Source organism: Acidimicrobiia bacterium, assembly GCA_040881685.1.
Classification (GTDB): Bacteria; Actinomycetota; Acidimicrobiia; order IMCC26256; family PALSA-555; genus SHVJ01.
Map to the genome: position 1 here is coordinate 27,739 of JBBECS010000006.1, position 15,777 is coordinate 43,515.

The 15,777-nt window shown below is 68.8% G+C and carries 16 protein-coding genes; 7 read left to right on the forward strand and 9 right to left on the reverse strand.

Features of this window, described 5'->3' with window-relative positions; genetic code table 11:
• Nucleotide 1: 1 nt before the first annotated feature.
• The gene (locus WEE69_02220) at nt 2-406 is read right to left on the reverse strand and encodes a plastocyanin/azurin family copper-binding protein (protein MEX1144105.1); all 405 of its coding nucleotides are present in this window, start codon (nt 404-406) and stop codon (nt 2-4) included.
• Nucleotides 407-584: 178 nt separating this feature from the next.
• Between WEE69_02220 and WEE69_02225 the strand changes: the two genes are divergently transcribed.
• Entirely contained in the window at nt 585-1,646 is a 1,062-nt protein-coding gene (locus tag WEE69_02225) for a lysylphosphatidylglycerol synthase transmembrane domain-containing protein (protein ID MEX1144106.1), read from the forward strand.
• 9 nt (nt 1,647-1,655) lie between these two features.
• Here WEE69_02225 and WEE69_02230 read toward each other — a convergent pair whose 3' ends face one another.
• From WEE69_02230 to WEE69_02240, 3 genes are read right to left on the reverse strand one after another with little or no spacing between them, the layout of a single operon-like run.
• Nucleotides 1,656-3,941 (reverse strand): arylsulfatase, encoded by a 2,286-nt coding sequence (locus tag WEE69_02230; protein ID MEX1144107.1) that lies wholly within the window; start codon nt 3,939-3,941, stop codon nt 1,656-1,658.
• 9 nt (nt 3,942-3,950) lie between these two features.
• A complete protein-coding gene (locus WEE69_02235) occupies nt 3,951-5,126 on the reverse strand; it encodes a cytochrome P450 (protein MEX1144108.1) in 1,176 nt (391 codons plus the stop codon).
• Nucleotides 5,127-5,154: 28 nt separating this feature from the next.
• Nucleotides 5,155-6,405 (reverse strand): CaiB/BaiF CoA-transferase family protein, encoded by a 1,251-nt coding sequence (locus WEE69_02240; protein ID MEX1144109.1) that lies wholly within the window; start codon nt 6,403-6,405, stop codon nt 5,155-5,157.
• 63 nt (nt 6,406-6,468) lie between these two features.
• On the opposite strand from WEE69_02240, the gene WEE69_02245 reads away from it, so the two are divergent.
• Nucleotides 6,469-6,882: a hypothetical protein gene (locus tag WEE69_02245; protein ID MEX1144110.1), complete on the forward strand. Its 414-nt coding sequence runs from the start codon at nt 6,469-6,471 to the stop codon at nt 6,880-6,882.
• Nucleotides 6,883-6,895: 13 nt separating this feature from the next.
• Here WEE69_02245 and WEE69_02250 read toward each other — a convergent pair whose 3' ends face one another.
• The 5 genes from WEE69_02250 to WEE69_02270 form a co-directional block, all read right to left on the reverse strand.
• Nucleotides 6,896-7,366, reverse strand: coding sequence for a VOC family protein (locus WEE69_02250; protein ID MEX1144111.1), 471 nt, complete (start codon nt 7,364-7,366; stop codon nt 6,896-6,898).
• A 192-nt stretch (nt 7,367-7,558) separates the two neighbouring features.
• Nucleotides 7,559-8,725: a DUF222 domain-containing protein gene (locus WEE69_02255; GenBank protein MEX1144112.1), complete on the reverse strand. Its 1,167-nt coding sequence runs from the start codon at nt 8,723-8,725 to the stop codon at nt 7,559-7,561.
• 193 nt (nt 8,726-8,918) lie between these two features.
• Nucleotides 8,919-10,388 carry an Ig-like domain-containing protein gene (locus tag WEE69_02260; protein MEX1144113.1) on the reverse strand — a complete coding sequence of 490 codons (1,470 nt, stop codon included), beginning with the start codon at nt 10,386-10,388 and terminating at the stop codon, nt 8,919-8,921.
• On the reverse strand, nt 10,385-10,903 hold the full coding sequence (locus tag WEE69_02265; GenBank protein MEX1144114.1) for a hypothetical protein: 519 nt from the start codon (nt 10,901-10,903) through the stop codon (nt 10,385-10,387). The genes WEE69_02260 and WEE69_02265 overlap by 4 nt, the downstream gene beginning before the upstream one ends.
• Before the next feature lie 66 nt (nt 10,904-10,969).
• Nucleotides 10,970-11,431 (reverse strand): hypothetical protein, encoded by a 462-nt coding sequence (locus tag WEE69_02270; protein MEX1144115.1) that lies wholly within the window; start codon nt 11,429-11,431, stop codon nt 10,970-10,972.
• 398 nt (nt 11,432-11,829) lie between these two features.
• Here WEE69_02270 and WEE69_02275 point away from each other — a divergent pair, with 398 nt between their 5' ends.
• The 5 genes from WEE69_02275 to WEE69_02295 all read left to right on the forward strand — a co-directional run.
• Nucleotides 11,830-12,177 carry a VOC family protein gene (locus tag WEE69_02275; GenBank protein MEX1144116.1) on the forward strand — a complete coding sequence of 116 codons (348 nt, stop codon included), beginning with the start codon at nt 11,830-11,832 and terminating at the stop codon, nt 12,175-12,177.
• A 68-nt stretch (nt 12,178-12,245) separates the two neighbouring features.
• Complete coding sequence (locus WEE69_02280; protein MEX1144117.1) at nt 12,246-13,049, forward strand: serine hydrolase; 804 nt, start codon at nt 12,246-12,248, stop codon at nt 13,047-13,049.
• Between the two features lie 37 nt (nt 13,050-13,086).
• On the forward strand, nt 13,087-13,377 hold the full coding sequence (locus WEE69_02285; protein ID MEX1144118.1) for a hypothetical protein: 291 nt from the start codon (nt 13,087-13,089) through the stop codon (nt 13,375-13,377).
• A gap of 67 nt (nt 13,378-13,444) precedes the next feature.
• Nucleotides 13,445-14,827: an OB-fold domain-containing protein gene (locus WEE69_02290; GenBank protein MEX1144119.1), complete on the forward strand. Its 1,383-nt coding sequence runs from the start codon at nt 13,445-13,447 to the stop codon at nt 14,825-14,827.
• Between the two features lie 39 nt (nt 14,828-14,866).
• Nucleotides 14,867-15,777, forward strand: a 911-nt coding sequence (locus tag WEE69_02295) for an acetyl-CoA acetyltransferase (protein ID MEX1144120.1), incomplete at its 3' end; no start/stop codon positions are given.

Here is a 15,777-nt window from a genome sequence, read left to right on the forward strand (position 1 = left end):
GCTACGGCGCCGGCGGCGCGAGCGTGGTCGTGGGTGCCGGTGGTGCCGGCGTCACCGTGAGCTTCATGTCCATGCCCGGGTGCAGCGTGCACACGATCTTGTAGGCGCCCGGTAGAACCATCACGTGCTTGAACTTCCCGCTCGCGAACTTCTTCGACTTGAACTTCTCGGGGTTCTCCTTGCCCGAGACCACGTCGTGGATGGCCGTGCCGACCCACTTCCACTTCACGGTGTCGCCGACGAGGACCGTGACCTTCTTGGGCTTGAAGTAGTTGTCCCCGACCTTGACCTTCTTGACTGCACCGGCAGGGTCCGTAGGTGTCTGCGCTCCGGACGGAAGGATCGCGAGCGTTCCCAGCGCCAGCATGAGCAGAGCGGCTGCTGCAATCCTGCGGAACGCCTTCACCGGACACCATCCTTCTTCATCTTCGGGGTGACGCGTCGGGGGTGACGGGACGCTACCGATCGCGCCTTGGTGGTCTCCAACTGTGCCGCTTGGCTCTGCCCAGGAAACGCCCAGGGGCCGCTCTGGTGTTCCGTGACGCAGGCCACAGGCCCGGCGTCGGCGCACTACGGTCGAGGGCGTGGGCGCCGTGTCGAGCCGCACCGCGACCGACCCCGCGGCGGCGGGTTTTCGTCCGCGCTGGGGCCGCATCGCGCTCCTCGCCATCACCGGCATCTGCCTCTATGTGTTCGCTCCGAGCCTGGCCGAGGTGTTCGAGGCCTGGGACCGGCTCGGTGAGGTCCACCCGCTCGCGGTCATCGCAGTGGTTGCGTGCGAAGCCGCGAGCTTTCTGTGCGTGTGGATGCTCCAGCGCATCTCGATCGGGACCACCCAGTGGTTCTCCGTGGCCATGTCCCAGCTCGCCGGGAACGCGTTCAATCGCGTGACGCCCGGCGGCGGTGCCACCGGTACCGCGCTCCAAGCGCGCATGCTGGGCGATGCGGGCATTCCCACGACCAGGGCTGCAACCGCGCTGACCGTCCAGTCGCTCCTCATCACCGCCGCGGTCGCAGCGATGCCGCTCCTGTCGCTCCCTGCCATCATCATCGCGGGCATCGACGTGCCCGGTGACCTCGCCGACGGCGCATGGTTCGGCGCGGGGCTCTTCCTGGTGATGCTCGTGCTCGGCGCGCTGCTCCTCGGCTCGCGGCAGTTCGCCTGCCGACTCGGGAGCACGATCGAGAAGGTCGCCAACGCGTTCCCGCGCGAGACACCACTCAAAGGACTCGGCGAGCGCATCCTGCGCGAGCGCGACGAGATCCGCCGCACGATGGGCGAGCGCTGGCCGGCCGCGCGCGGCGCGGCGGTGGGGCGCTGGGCCTTCGAGTACTTCGCGCTGTTGGTGACGCTCTATGCGATTGGTGCGACTCCCGACCCGTGGCTCGTGTTGCTCGCCTTCGTCTTCGCCTCGGCGCTCGGGATGATCCCGTTCACGCCGGGTGGTCTCGGGTTCGTCGAGGCCGGGCTCACCGGCGCGCTCGCGCTTGCAGGCGTGAGCGCGGAGGAGGCAGTGCTCGGCACCTTGGTGTTCCGGCTCGTGTCGTTCTGGTTGCCGCTCCCGGTGGGGGCGGTGGCGGGCTACCTGTTCCGCCGCCGCTACCCGAGCAAGCGCTCCGCGAAAGCGCGCGCTGCACCGGCCTGAGCGTGCCGGTTACTGCGTGCGGAGGCTCGATTCCACGGCGGCTTGGAAGTCGAGCTTGGCGTCGCCCTGCACCTCCACCACCACGGTGTGCAGCGTGCCGGTGAAGGGGAACGGTGGGCGGTAGCGCGGTGTGACCGCGGACCCGGCGTCTTGCCCGCACGTCAAGCCGGCGTCGGTGATCGAGAAGCGCACCGGTGTGAAGCGCGCGATCTCGCCTTGGGCAACGGTGGCACCGTTCACCTTGAGGCGTGCGTTCCCTCCCTTGAACCGCCCTTCGCTGTCGAACTCGAAGCCGAGCTCGCAGGGTCCGGTGGGGATCGGCGCGTCGGCGATGAGGTGATCCTCCGAACGGCCGAGGAAGTTGTGCACGTACTGGAGACGGCCGTCGGCGACGAACAGGCTGTAGCCACCGAGGATCGATCCCATCGCGAGGAGCGCGCCCTCAGCACCACCCTCTGGGATCTGCACCGACGCGGTGATCGTGTGCGATCGGCCCTTCACGTCGACCGCGACCTCTTCGGGCACGCGCCCGCTTCTCGGCCGGTACACGAAGCGCGAGCGTTCGGGGATGCCGGTCGGTGGTGGATCCATCATCGCCATGCCCGGCCGGTTGTCGAGCGGCAGCACCTTGTAACGCTCGGCCTCGCGCCACCACAGGTCGACGAGCTCCTGCACCTTCTCCGGTTGCTCGTCTGCGAGGTCGTTGCACTCCGAGAAGTCCTCGGCCACGTGGAACAGCTCCCACACATCGTCCTCGAAGGGAATGTCGGGATTGTCGTCGGGCGAGTACATCGCACCCAACGGCTTGAACACGACGGCCTTCCAACCCTGGTGGTGGATGGCACGCGAGCCCAGCATCTCGAAGTACTGCGTTTCGCGCGTGGGTGCTGACGCGTCGGCGAACGTGGCGGTGATGCTTGCACCCTCGTGCGGACGCTGCTCGATGCCACCGATGGTCGCGGGCGCGTCGATCCCGCACGCGTCGAGGATCGTGGGCGTGACGTCGATCGCGTGCACGAACTGGCGCCGTACCTCGCCGCGCGCGGCGACACCTGCGGGCCAGTGCACGATGCAGGGGTCGGCGATACCGCCCTCGTGCGTCTCGCGCTTCCAGCGCCGCAGCGGCGTGTTGCCCGCCATGGTCCAGCCCCACGGGTAGTTGTTGTGCATGGTGGGGCCGCCGATCTCGTCGACGCGGGCCACCATCTCCTTCACTCCAGCCATGGCCATGTTCCACGAGCGCGCGTCGTTGATCGAACCGTGCGCACCGCCTTCGGAGCTTGCGCCGTTGTCGGACACGAGGATCACCAGCGTGTTGTCGAGCTCGCCGAGCTCTTCGATGAAGTCGACCACGCGGCCGATCTGGGCATCGGCGTGCGACAGGTAGCCGGAGAACGCCTCCATGAAGCGCGCCGCGAGTCGCTGCTCGTCGGTCGAGAGCGAGTCCCACGCCGGCACCCAATCCGGTCGGGGCGAGAGCTGCGTGCCCTCGGGGATGACGCCGTTCGTCACCTGGCGCGCGAACGTGGCCTCGCGCCACACGTCCCATCCCGCGTCGAAGTGCCCTCGGTAGCGCTCGATCCACTCGGCTGGCGCGTGGTGCGGTGAGTGGCACGCGCCCGTCGCGAAGTAGAGGAAGAACTGCTTTTCGGCGTCGACCGCGCGCAGATCGGTGAGGAACTCGATCGCGTGGTCGGCGAGGTCCACGGTGAGGTGGTAGTCGTCCCGATAGGGAGCCTCGACGAAGTGGTTGTCGTGCGCGAGCGCGGGCGAGAACTGATGTGTCTCGCCGCCGAAGAAGCCATACCAGCGCTCGAACCCGCGTCCGAGGGGCCAGCGCGCGCGCGATCCACCCAGATGGGCTTCTTCATGGGGAGTGAGGTGCCACTTCCCGCATGCGTAGGCGGCGTAGCCGGCGTCGCGCAGGATCTCGGGGAGAAAGCCGCAGGTCTTGGGGATGCGCCCCGAGTAGCCGGGAAAGCCGCGAGCGAGATCCGTGATGCGACCCATGCCGACGGAGTGATGGTTGCGGCCGGTCATCAGGCACGCCCGGGTCGGCGAGCACAGCGCGGTCGTGTGGAAGTTGGCGTAGCGCAGACCGCCGGACGCGAGCCGATCAAAGTTGGGCGTGCTCAGGTCGGAGCCGAAGCACCCGAGCTGGGCGAAGCCAACGTCGTCGAGCACGAACAGCGCGACGTTCGGCGATCCGGCCGGCGGACGTGGTTCTGGCGGCCAATACGGCTCCGAGTCGCGCCAGTCGCGGCCGACCTTGCCCTTGAAGTCCGCTGGCTCCACGCGGACTTCCTACACCAGGTCCCAGCCGCAATGCAGGGCGTCGGGGTGGCGGAGCACGCCGCCGCGTGGCTCGGATCCTTCGGGATCGGAGAGGTGGAGTCCGGGGAGACGCTCGAGCACGACGGTGAGCGCGGTGAGCAGCTCGCGACGCGCGAGGTGCGACCCCGGGCAGAACTTCGGTCCGAAGCCGAACGTGAGAAGGTCGCCGGGCGGGCGCTCGGGGTCAAACGTGTCGGGGTCTTCCTCGAACACGCGCGGATCGCGGTTGGCCGACGCCAACCCGAACAGCATGATCGTGCCGGCGGGGATGTCGGCACCGGCGTGGCGCGCGTCTTTGGCTGCGAGGCGCGGCAACGTGGGGAGCGGCCCTTCCCACCTCAGGAGCTCGTGCACGATGCCGGCGCGCAGAGACTCTTCCTCGCGCGCCCGCTCGAGCAGCTCGGGTCGCTCGAGCAGCGTCCAGAGCATGTTGGCCATCGCGTGCGACGTGGTGGTGGCACCCACGGCGAAGAGCAGCCGGATGGTGGCGCAGATCTCGTCGTCGGACAGCTTCTCGCCACCGAGCTCGGTTGCCGCCAGCTCGGAGAGGAGGTCGTCGCCCGGGTTGGCGCGTCGCTCGTCGAGCAACGGTCCCAGTGCTTCGGAGAACTCGTTCGCGGCGCCGACCGCGCCCTCGGGGTCGCTAGGAAAGCTGAGCATGAGATCGGCCCACTCGCGCATCTGCTGATCGGCGCGCCGCGGTACCCCGAGCTTGCGGGTGATCGCCGCGAACGGGAGCACGGTGGTGAGCTCGGCGACGAGGTCGGCGTGACCCCAGTCGGCGAACTTGTTGACGACTTCATGGGCAAGGGGAACGAGTGCTTCCTCGTCGAACTGCGACACGGCGCGCGAGCGGAACGCGGGCGTGGCCAGCTTGCGGTGCAGGTCGTGCTCGCGGCCGTTCATGCTGATGAACGTGCGACCCACGACGGGCTCGATCGCCGACTCGTAGAAGTCGCCGCCCGGGAACTTCTGGTCGTCGCGGAACGCCTCGTGCACGTCCTCGAAGCGTGTGAACAGCACGGCGTCGCCCCCGTGGAACCGAACCGGCGCCACGCGCTGGCTCTCGCGCAACGACGCCAGCGTCTCGTGGAGCTCCGCTCCCTGGAGGGGATCGCTGCCGAAGTCCACCCTCGACAAGTCCACGCTGGTCATGGAAGGCCCGGACGGCTCGTCATGCGATCACGCCTGCTTCGCGAAGGCGGAGGAGGGCCTGCTGGTCCAGGCCGAGATCGGCGCGCAGCACGGCGTCGGTGTGCTCGGCCACATTTGGAGGCCGGACATCCGGACCATCCATGACCTTCGACATCTTCACCGGGTTCCCCGGGATCAACACCGGATCCAGCACTTCTCCCGGCGATGAATCTGTTCGCTCGAGCTCGACGAGCATGCGGTGCGAGGCGACGTGCGGATCGGCGATCACCTCGGGCGCGGAGTAGCACGGCCCGGCGGCAAGGCCGGCGTCGCTCAACGCCGCGCAGGCCTCGAGCTTCGTCATGTCACCGGCCCACGTGGCGACCGCGGGGCGGATCACGTCGTCGAGGTGCTCGACCCAGCCCGAACGCGTTGCGAAGCGCTCGTCGTCGACCCATTCGGGATGCCCGACGAGCTCGGCGAGCCTCTTGAACTGATGCTCGCGGCCGACCTGGAGGATGAACCAGCCATCGCTCGCTTCGAACCCGTCCATGATGAGGTTGGCGCGCTGCTCGCGCAGGCCCATCGACCAGAAGTTCGTGACGAGATCGGTCATCGCGACCATCGAGTCGAGCATCGCGACATCCACGTGCTGGCCTTCACCTGTCGCATCTCGATGTCTGAGTGCGGCGAGCACACCGATCACACCGAAGAGGGAGGTGCCGATGTCGCCAAGCGCTCCTGCAGGTGCCGGCACGGGCGGTTGACCCGGAGGACGCTTGTACTCGTAGATGCCCGACATCGCCTCGACGACCGGCGCGTACGCGGGCCATCCCGAATACTGGCTGGGCGCGTTGCCGAAGCCCGAGACAGAGAGATAGATGACACGGGGTGCTGCCGCGGCGACGTCCGCGTATCCGAGCCCCAAGCGGTCCATGGTGCCGGCCTTGAAGTTCTCCGCGACCACATCGAACTTCGGGCACAGCTGGAGAAAGAGCGAGCGCCCCTCCGGCTGCTTGAGGTCGATGCCGATGCTGCGCTTGTTCAGGTTGTTGCGCAGGAACGTGGCCCCCGCCGGCCGGCCCGTGGAGTCGGTCATCGCCGGGAGCGCGCCCCGACCTGACTCACCCTCGGTCGGGTGCTCGACCTTCACGACATCGGCGCCGAGTCGTGCGAGCAGCTGCGTGCCGTAGGGGAGCGCCTGCATCTGCTCCGCCGCGAGGATGCGGACCCCGTCGAGCGGCTTCCCGTACCCGGCCGCGTCGGGGTTGCGCACCTCCTCCAGCCTCATGCACTGATTATGGTCCCCCGCGGCTTTCTGAAGTCTCCCCAGGCTTTCTGAAGGAGTAGGGACGTGCGGGTTCGTGTGCTCATCGCAGCGCTGGTGATCGTGCTGCTCGCAGCATGCGGTGGCACGGACGGCGACAAGCACACGAAGAAGAAGCGCTCAGCGACGACTACCACCACCCTGGCGGCCGCCACCACGACGACCACGACCACCACCACTCCAGCGGTGGGCTTCGCGACCCCGGAGGACGCGATCCGGGCGTACGTGGAGGCGCAGGGAAACCAGTACGCCGGCGACTGTGCCGGCACCGATCTCGAGACGGACGTGGGGAAGTGGTGCTCCGTCGTGCGCGCGAACGACGGTACGAACGCGACCTACGGCATCGGTCCGGCGTTCGCCGAGTTCGCGGAGGAGCTCACGCTCGTCAACGGACCTGGCGGCTGGACCGTGACCTCCTCCGCGCCCGTCCCGGGGATCTAGCCGGACCAGCCCGCTATCCGGACATTTCTTCCATAGCCTTGGCCGCGCGCTTCTCCATCTCGTCGGGCGGCACGTCTTCGACGTGCGTCATGATGTTCCAGCTATGTCCGAACGGGTCCTTGAAGGATCCGGAGCGGTCGCCGTAGAACTTGTCCTCGACGGGCTGGATCTCGGTCGCGCCTTCCTTGATCGCCTTGGCGAACACGGCGTCGACGCTCTCGACGTAGAGGCAGATCGACACCGGCGTGCCGCCGAGCTTCTTCGGGCTCAGGTGCCCGATGTCCTCGAACTCGTCGGCGAGCATGATCACCGCGTCACCGATCTCGATCTCGGCGTGGCCGACCGTGCCGCCGGGACCTTCCATGCGCACGCGCTCGGTGGCACTGAGGACGCTCGTATACCAGTCGAGCGCCTTCGCGGCGCCGTCGATCGCGAGATAGGGGATGACCCGGGGGTATCCCTCGGGAATCGGATGTACGGCCATGGCGAGCCTCCTCGTGCCAGATGGGGTGGGGGAACGTACGTTCGGGAACCTAACCCCCGCACCACGTGCTTGGCAAGAGCGCGTTCTCCGCGAAGGGAGGTGGGGTCCTTGAGGCCCGGTGTTGCGGGTGAGGCTGGCCTCGAAGTCCGGAGACCGGAACCCGCCCATTGCTGCCGCTCGCCCTCCCGTGCGTCATGGCGGACCCCGATCGCCGGGCCCGACGCGGTCGGGTGGGACGAGCTCCCACTGTTGCGGGCTGCCGGTGGCTTTCCAGCCTCGGTTGGTCTTGAGGTCGTGGTGGTACCAGCAGATCCGCCAGAGGTTGTCGACCTCGGTGCGGCCGCCTTCGCTGAGCGGCACGACGTGGTCGGTCTCGAGGAGGAAGTCGCGGTCGCACCCCTCGACGCCGCACACCGGATACTGCTGGTCGAGCCAGGCGACGAGCCACGGCGGGTAGTAGCGCCGGCCTGACGAGTAGTCGGGCAGCGCCGACGACTCGGCCGGAACCTCGCGGACCTTGGCGGCGGCCAGCATCCGTGTACCGATGGCGACCGGGATGGGCCCAACGCCGGGGATCTCGCACCGTTCGCCGGGCGACGCGTAGCCGCGCTCGGCGAGCGCTGCGCTCATCACCAAGGTCGCACCGGTGGCCTTGCGCGGCCCGCGGGTGATCAGCGCGTACAGCGCGTCAGCGGCGTAGGCGTCACGCGATTCGCGGCAGCCCGCGGCGCGCGCTTCGCGGAAGATCAAGTCGGTCTCGGCATCGATCGCCGCGTTGACCTCGGCGCCCTTGTCTGGCGACATCCGCCACATGCCACACGTCGCGCTGTCGGGATCGATCCAGGTGCGCAATGAGCGGGTGTCGTGAAGGCGCTGGGCCCACGCGGCGTCGTCGGCCTCTGCCCCGGCGCGAACGCGACGGCACCGGTCCTTCAAGCCCTTGAGCGAGGTGCGCTGCGCGGCGGCCACAAGCTCGGCTTCGGCGCTCGGGTCCTTGCGCGCGGCGCCGGTGATCTCGTGCGCCTGGACGTCGGAGAGCTTTCCGGCGCGGAATGCTGCGTTCGTGGCGGGGAGCGCGGCGAGGTCTTCCGCCGTCTCGAGCGCTCGGAACGCCGCGGCCACCGGCAGTCCCACCTTGCGGGCCAACCAGTCGCCCGCTGAGCGCGCTCCGCTCTCGCGGTACGCACCGGTCTCGTCGACCCGCTGGGCTGCGAGGGCGGCGCCGGCCGCGCCCAGGTGCTGCACCTTGGCGAACCGCTCCACCAGTCGCACCGCGCCCCGGGCATCGAGGAGCCGCGGCTCGAGGCCCCGCACGACCTCCTCGATGGCGGCGATGTGAGCGTCGAGTTCCTTGAACATGGCACCTCCCCGCGGACGGGTGGTCACGGACCGGGGGAAGTGAAGGGAAGTGGGACGCTCGAAAAGCACCCTATCGAACATATGTTCGGTCTGTCAAGTCCAGAAGGCCGGATCTGGGGGATTGGCAGCTTCCTAGCGATCAGGCGGAAATCTGCCACCGGACCCAGGCCCGGTCTCCAATGGAGGGCTGGCCCTACTCGTTGGTGATGGTGAAGGTGGCGCTGGCCTCGGCGGTGTTCCCGGCCCGGTCGGTGGCGACGGCGCGGACTGTGTAGTCGCCGTCGGCCGGGAAGTCCTTGGCGGCGAACGCGAAGGACCAGTCGGTGGTGCCGTCGCCGGGGAGGAGGATCTCGGTGGAGCTGTTGAAGGCGGTGCCGTCCCAGTAGTTGCCGCTGTTGTCGTCCCGGATGCTGACCGCCATGGACGCGACGCCCGACCCGGTGTCGGCCGCGGTACCGCAGATCCGCGAGCTGCAGCCGGCATCCCAGGCCGCGGTGTCGTAGATCCCGCTCTCTTCGGGGAACGCGATCTCAACGGTCGGCTGTGTGTTGTCGATGGTGAAGGCCGTCGTCGCCTCGGCGGTCAGTCCCGCGTTGTCGGTGGCGACGGCGCGCACGGTGTAGTCGCCGTCGGCGGGGAAGTTGGCGGCCGGAAACGCGAGGGCCCAGTTCGTGGTGCCGGTGGCGGGCACGAGGACCTCGGTGTTGCTCGCGAATGCCGCGCCGTCCCAATAGTTGCCAATCGCGTTGCGGATGCTGAGCGAGACCGACGCCAGGCCGGAGCCGGTGTCGGCGGCCGTGCCGCAGATCTGATCGAAGCAGCCGGCGGTCCATCCCGCGTCGTCGTAGGCCCCGTCGCTTCCGGGGAAGGCGATCGCGACCGTGGGCTGCACGGTGTCGAGGGTGAACGTGGTGGTGGCGTCGGCGGTCAGGCCGACGTTGTCCGTGGCGACGGCGCGGACGGTGTAGATGCCGTCGCTCGCGAAGTTCGTGGCGCGGAACGAGCGCGCCCAGCTGGTGGTGCCCCTGGCGCGGAGGAGGACCTCGGTGTTGCTGGCGAAAGCGGTGCCGTTCCAGTAGTTGCCGTTCGGGGCGCGGATGCTGACCGCCACGGACTCGACGCCGGTGCCGGCGTCGGCCGCGGTGCCGCAGATCTGGCCGGCGCATCCGCTGCTCCAACCGGCGGAGGAATACGCCCCACCGGCAACAGGGAACGTGATCGCGACGGTCGGTGCCGTGGTGTCGACCACAACCGTGTTGCTCTTCGCGCTCTCGGCGCCGCCCCACAGTCCCTGGTGCGGCTCGACGGAGTACTGCCAGCTGCCGTCCGGCGCGCTCGTCTCCGTACAGGTGGTAGCGACGACGGCGTCGCAATCCGCGCCGATCGCCCTCGCCGCGCCGCTCGTCGCGTTGTAGGCGCGGACTACGTAGGCGGCAACGCCGGTGCCGTCCGGGAGCGTGGTCGCGGTCCATGCCACCGTGACGCTGGCTCCGCCCGCGTTCGTCGCGGTCGGGGTGTTGCCCACCGGAAGCGTGGCGGCCCGAGCGCCGGACACGCCGCCCGTTGCGGTCGTGGCGGTCCAGGCGGCGAGGACGACCGTCGTCAGCGCGACCGACGCCACCGAGCCGACGAGGAGCGCGAGGGGGATCAGCCGGCGCTTCATCGGGCCGCCTGTCGCGCGCGCCGGCGGAGCGCGAGCCCGAGCGCAACGAGCGCGCTCCCCGCAAGGAGCGGTCCCTCGATCGAGCCGCCGGTGGTGGGCAGCGTGCTCGACCCCGCGACCGCTTCGACAATGGTGCCGGTGAAAGCGACGGTGAACGTCGCGCCCTGGCAGGCATCGCCCGCGTTGCGGTCGAGGTGAACCTGGAGCGGCACGCCAGCCGTCGCTCCCGGCTCGACCACGACATCCCTGCTCGATCTGGTCACGTTCAGCATCGACGCGGGACAGGCGCCCGCTTCAGCCGGTGTCGCGTCGACCGAGGTCACCCGAATCGCGAACGGGAACGGGTTCGTGACCTTGGCGACGAGCGTCACCGTGCCACCGGGGTACAAGCCGTCGACCTCACCGCTGATCGGGACGCTGTCAGCGCTGACGGAGGCGCTCGCGGGCGCGCCGAACGCAGCCGCGGCGAGCACGGCAACGAACAGAGAACCGGCGAGTCGCATGACGGCGCGCATGAGTGACACGTCCTCGGTGCGGCGGCCGCGTGACCGGTCACCCGGCCACGCGCACCGACCGAACGGTCAGTCCTGCGAGCCGCTCAACGTGATCGACACGTTGAACGTGACGCCCTGACAGCCGTTGGGCGCGCCGCTCGCCAGGCTCACCACGTCGGCGATCGAGAGCTGGCCGCTCGTCGAGTTCGCCGCCACCTTGAGACTCCGGCCCGAGGCGTTGCCGACCGTCGCGTTGCTGGCCGGGCAGCCCGTCGAGTCCGACGACGTCACTGTGCCCGCCGTCATGGACGTGAACGTCACGGCGTATGGGTTCGAGTTGGTGAGCGTGAAGTACAGGTCGCCGCCGGTGAATCCCGGGTAGAGATCCGCAGCTCCCGTGCTCGCGTTCACCGTGATCGTGTGAGCCGTGAGGGCCTTCGCCTGGCCGGTCCCGGTCCCCGACGCGCTCCAGAGCGCGATCGCGACACCGGTTCCAGTGGCAAGGGCCAGTACGACCGCGACGAGTGCAGCCTTGCGCTTGCGGGACATTGTTTCCTGCCTCCCTGTTGAGCCGCGCCCCCGCCCCCGGATGCCCGGTTTTCTCAGGAAGAGGAATCGGCGCCCTGCGATGGCGTCTTGAGGCCGTTGTTGGGTTCTGTTGGCCGAGGGTTGGCCTGGGATTGGCCTGGCATGGAGGGCCGGCAAAGGCCGGCGGGCCCTGCCCCGGCGAGTCGAGCGCGGCGTGGACGCGAGCGAGCCGTTTCATTTCGAGGCGGGAGGCGTCCAACGCCGGTCCCGATCCGCAGCGCGCCGACTACGGAACGTTCATGACCTTCAATGATCCCGACGGCAACGGCTGGCTGGTGCAGGAGGTCGGGCGGAAGGACTGAGGGATACGAGTGCCGAGATTGGGTATCGCGAGGGGACGCAAGAGAGAGGAGTTGACGATGCCTGTCACCACTGTGCTCGCCGTGGTCTCGGTCTCCGATCCCGACAAGTCGCAGCGCTTCTACGAGCGCCTCTTCGGACGACCGGCCGACACCAACCCGATGGGAGTCCTCCTCGAGTGGAAGGTCACCGACGACGGCTGGCTCCAGGTGTTCCAGGACGCAGAGCGCGCCGGTACCTCGTACCTCACGCTAGGCGTCGACGGCCTCGACGAGCAGATCGCCGAGCTCGCGGCTCGCGACCTCACGCTCGAGGAGATCGAAGCCGACCCTCCGATGCGGCTCGCGCAGATCAAGGACCCCGACGGCAACCTCATCACGTTCGGGCAGAAGCTCAAGGGTCACTAGCTGTAGCCCCGGCGCGTCGCACCACCACCGGGCAGAATCACGGGCCATCCGACGCCGGAGGGATGCCCGTGTCCGTGCAGGAGCAGGTGCAAGCGATCGTCGACGACGCGCTCGGCACGTTCGGGATCTATGCGCGCAACCTCGGCACGAGCGAGACCGTGGATGTGAACGCCGATCGAGTGATGAACACCGAGAGCGCCGCGAAGGTCTTCATCCTCTTGTATTACCGGCAGCTCGTGGCGTCCGGGGCCTGCAATCCGGCCCAGCGCGTCGCGCTCACCGACGACGATCGGTACTGGGGCACTGGCGTGCTCCGCTACCTCGGCGCCGGGATCCAGCCGACGCTCGACGATCTGGCGTGGTTGATGATCATCGTGTCCGACAACGTCGCGACGGCAATGCTGCTGCAGCAGATCGGCGATCAGAACACCGTCAACGCGGCGATGAAGGAGCTCGGGCTCGAGTCGGCGCAGCTGAACCCGTCGATCACCGTCGAGAATGCGATGGCCGGCGAGGCGTTCGCAACGGCGACGCCGCGCGATCTCGCGGAGGCGTTCACATTCCTCGACGAGCCCGCGAAGGCGATCCTGTTCCGGCAGCAGAACCAGATCTCACTTCCGCGTCGGCTTCCCCACGCGGCCGACGCGAGCGACGTCGACATCGAGATGCCGCTGCGCGTCTACAACAAGCCCGGGAACGGCATGGGCACGTGCACCGACTCGGGCCTCTTCGAGACGCCCAACGCGTCGTGGATCGTGGCCGCCATGGCGGCCGACCAGACCGACCTCGCGAGTCGTCCCGACGACGCCGCGCCGCTTGCCTTCAGCCGCATCGGCGAGCTGCTCTTCGACGCCTGGGGTCGGTCGCCCTAAGGTCGGGCGACGAGAAGCGATGAGAGAGGGGACCCGAATGGCGTACGGGATCGTGAACTACTTCAAGGGCGGCACCAAGGCGCAGTACGACGCGACCGCGGAGAAGGTGCACCCAGGGTCCAGCGGCTTGCCGCCCGGGCAGACGCACCGCAGCGCGGGTGAGACCGGCGACGGGTTCATGGTGTGCGCGACGTGGGAGTCCAAGGCGGCCTGGGAGAAGTTCCGCGACGGGACGCTCCTCCCCGCGTTCGGCGACCTCGGCGACAAGGGCCTCCCGGGCCCGCCCCAGATGTGGGCGTTCGAGGTCCAGAACGAGGCGCACACCTAGCCGCCAAGAAGAGAGAGTGACGCCAGTGTCATAGAATCCCTGGGCCCACCAGCGACAGGAAGAGTGGATGCAAGGGATTCTGAGTGCCGCCGGCTACGTCCCCTATTGGCGGCTCGACCGGGGACAGATCAAAGAGACCTTCGGCGCCGGCGGCGGCAAGGGTGAACGGGCGGTCGCCTCCTACGACGAGGACACCACCACCATGGGTGTGGAGGCGTCGCGTCTGGCGCTGAAGTCGGCCGGAGGGGTCACGCCGCGGGCGGTCACCTTCTCTACTGCTGAGCCGGCGTACCTCGACAAGACGAACGCCACCGCCATCCACGCCGCGCTACGTCTCGACTCCGACGTGCTCGCGTTCGACGCGATGGGCTCGGTGCGTTCGGGCATCGGCGCACTGCTCGCGGGACTGTCCACGCCCGGCCCTGCGCTCGTGGTGAGCAGCGACCTGCGTGGCGGCATGCCGACCAGCGCCGACGAGTCGGCCGGCGGCGACGGCGCCGCCGCGCTGCTCGTGGGCTCCGACGCCGCGGGCGCAGTGATCGCCGAGCTCATCGGCATCGGCACCGCCACCGAAGAGTTCATCGACCACTGGCGCCTCCCGGGCGAGAAGCGCTCGAAGAGCTGGGAGGAGCGCTACGGCGAGACGAAGTACCTCCCGCTCGGCGACCAGGCGTTCACCGCGGGGCTGAAGAACGCGGAGATCTCGGCCGGTGACGTGGACCACCTCATCGTGACGGGCCCGCACGCACGGGCGGTGCGGGCAATCACGCCGCGCCTCGGTGTCGACAAGGAGAAGGTGGTCGACGCGCTCGACGCCACGGTCGGCTGGACCGGCACCGCGCACCCGGCGCTGCTGCTCACGAGCGTGCTCGAGAACGCCGAGCCCGGGAAGGTGATCGCCGTCCTCTCTCTTGCCGACGGCGCCGACGCGCTGATCTTCCGCACCACCGACGCCATCAAGAAGTGGAAGCCGGCGCGCACGATCGCCACGCAGATCGCGGCGTCGGGCCAAGTGGCTTACGGCAAGTACCTGTCGTGGCGCGACTGGGTGCAGGTGGAAGGGCCCCGGCGGCCCGAGCCGTCGCGCATCTCGGCCGCGGCCGCAGGCCGTCGCACCGAGTGGAAGTACGCGTTCGTGGGGTCGAAGGACGCTGAGGGCGAGATCCACGCACCACCGCACCAGGCCGACGCCGAGGCCGTGCCGATGTCCGACGTGGAGGGGACGATCTCCACCTTCACGATCGACCGGATCGCCTACTCGCCGAGCCCGCCGATCGTCTACGCCGTCGTCGACTTCGACAACGGCACCCGCTCCGCGTTGGAGCTCTGCGACGTCGACGCCTCGCAGCTGAAGATGGGCGACCGGCTCGAGCTGACCTTCCGCAAGCTCTTCACGAGCGACGGCATCCACAACTACTTCTGGAAGGCCCGCCCCATCCGCGGCGGGTGACACACTGGTTATGGGTCTAGGTACATAAGGAGCGCCATCGTGGGTTCGCACGGCATCAAGGACCAGGTCGCCATCGTCGGCATGGGCTGCACGAAGTTCGGCGAGCAGTGGGACAAGGGCACCGACGAGCTCCTGCTGTGGTCCACCAAGGAGGCGTTCGACTCCGTCGGGCTCTCGAAGGACGACATCGACGCGTTCTGGCTCGGCACTGCGATGGGCAGCGGCGCGCAGACGCTCTCCCGCCCGCTCCAGATGCGAAAGCCCGTCACCCGGGTCGAGAACTACTGCGCCACCGGCTCCGAGGCGCTGCGCAACGCGTCGTACGCCGTGGCCTCGGGTGCGTACGACGTGGCGATGGCCGTGGGCGTCGAGAAGGTGAAGGACCCCGGCTACCAGGGCCTCGCCAGCGGCGGCGGCCCGTCCACCGACGGCACCAACCGCACGCTCGCCGCGGCGGCGATGTACGCCATGTGCGCGCCGGCCTACGGCAAGAAGTACGGCGTGAGCGACGAGCAGATGCGTGAGGTGCTCGCCCGCATCGCATGGAAGAACCACCAGAACGGTGCGCGCAACGAGCGGGCGCAGTTCCGCAAGGAAGTGTCGATGGACACGATCTGCTCGGCGCCGCTCATGGCCGGTGGCCTGGGTGTGTACGACTGCTCGGGTGTGGCCGACGGCAGCGCCGCGGCGATCGTCGTGCGGGCCGAGGACGCGCACAAGTACACGGATAAGCCGCTGTACATCAAGGGGATCCAGTTCATCGCCGGTGACGCGACCGGCAACAGCGACCCCGACTACGACTACACGCACTTCCCGGAGATCGAGCAGTGCGGCAACGACGCGTACGAGCAGGCCGGCGTGACTGACCCGCGCTCACAGATCGCGATGGCCGAGGTGCACGACTGCTTCACCCCGGCCGAGCTGCTCATCTACGAGGACCTCGGCTTCGC

What these genes read in the sequence shown, in the direction of transcription:
- WEE69_02240 (MEX1144109.1), bottom strand. Translation starts at nt 6,405, where the DNA reads ATGAGGCTGGAGGAGGTGCGCAACCCCGACGCGGCCGGGTACGGGAAG.
- WEE69_02250 (MEX1144111.1), bottom strand. Translation starts at nt 7,366, where the DNA reads ATGGCCGTACATCCGATTCCCGAGGGATACCCCCGGGTCATCCCCTAT.
- WEE69_02255 (MEX1144112.1), bottom strand. Translation starts at nt 8,725, where the DNA reads ATGTTCAAGGAACTCGACGCTCACATCGCCGCCATCGAGGAGGTCGTG.
- WEE69_02260 (MEX1144113.1), bottom strand. Translation starts at nt 10,388, where the DNA reads ATGAAGCGCCGGCTGATCCCCCTCGCGCTCCTCGTCGGCTCGGTGGCG.
- WEE69_02265 (MEX1144114.1), bottom strand. Translation starts at nt 10,903, where the DNA reads ATGCGCGCCGTCATGCGACTCGCCGGTTCTCTGTTCGTTGCCGTGCTC.
- WEE69_02270 (MEX1144115.1), bottom strand. Translation starts at nt 11,431, where the DNA reads ATGTCCCGCAAGCGCAAGGCTGCACTCGTCGCGGTCGTACTGGCCCTT.
- WEE69_02275 (MEX1144116.1), top strand. Translation starts at nt 11,830, where the DNA reads ATGCCTGTCACCACTGTGCTCGCCGTGGTCTCGGTCTCCGATCCCGAC.
- WEE69_02285 (MEX1144118.1), top strand. Translation starts at nt 13,087, where the DNA reads ATGGCGTACGGGATCGTGAACTACTTCAAGGGCGGCACCAAGGCGCAG.
- WEE69_02290 (MEX1144119.1), top strand. Translation starts at nt 13,445, where the DNA reads ATGCAAGGGATTCTGAGTGCCGCCGGCTACGTCCCCTATTGGCGGCTC.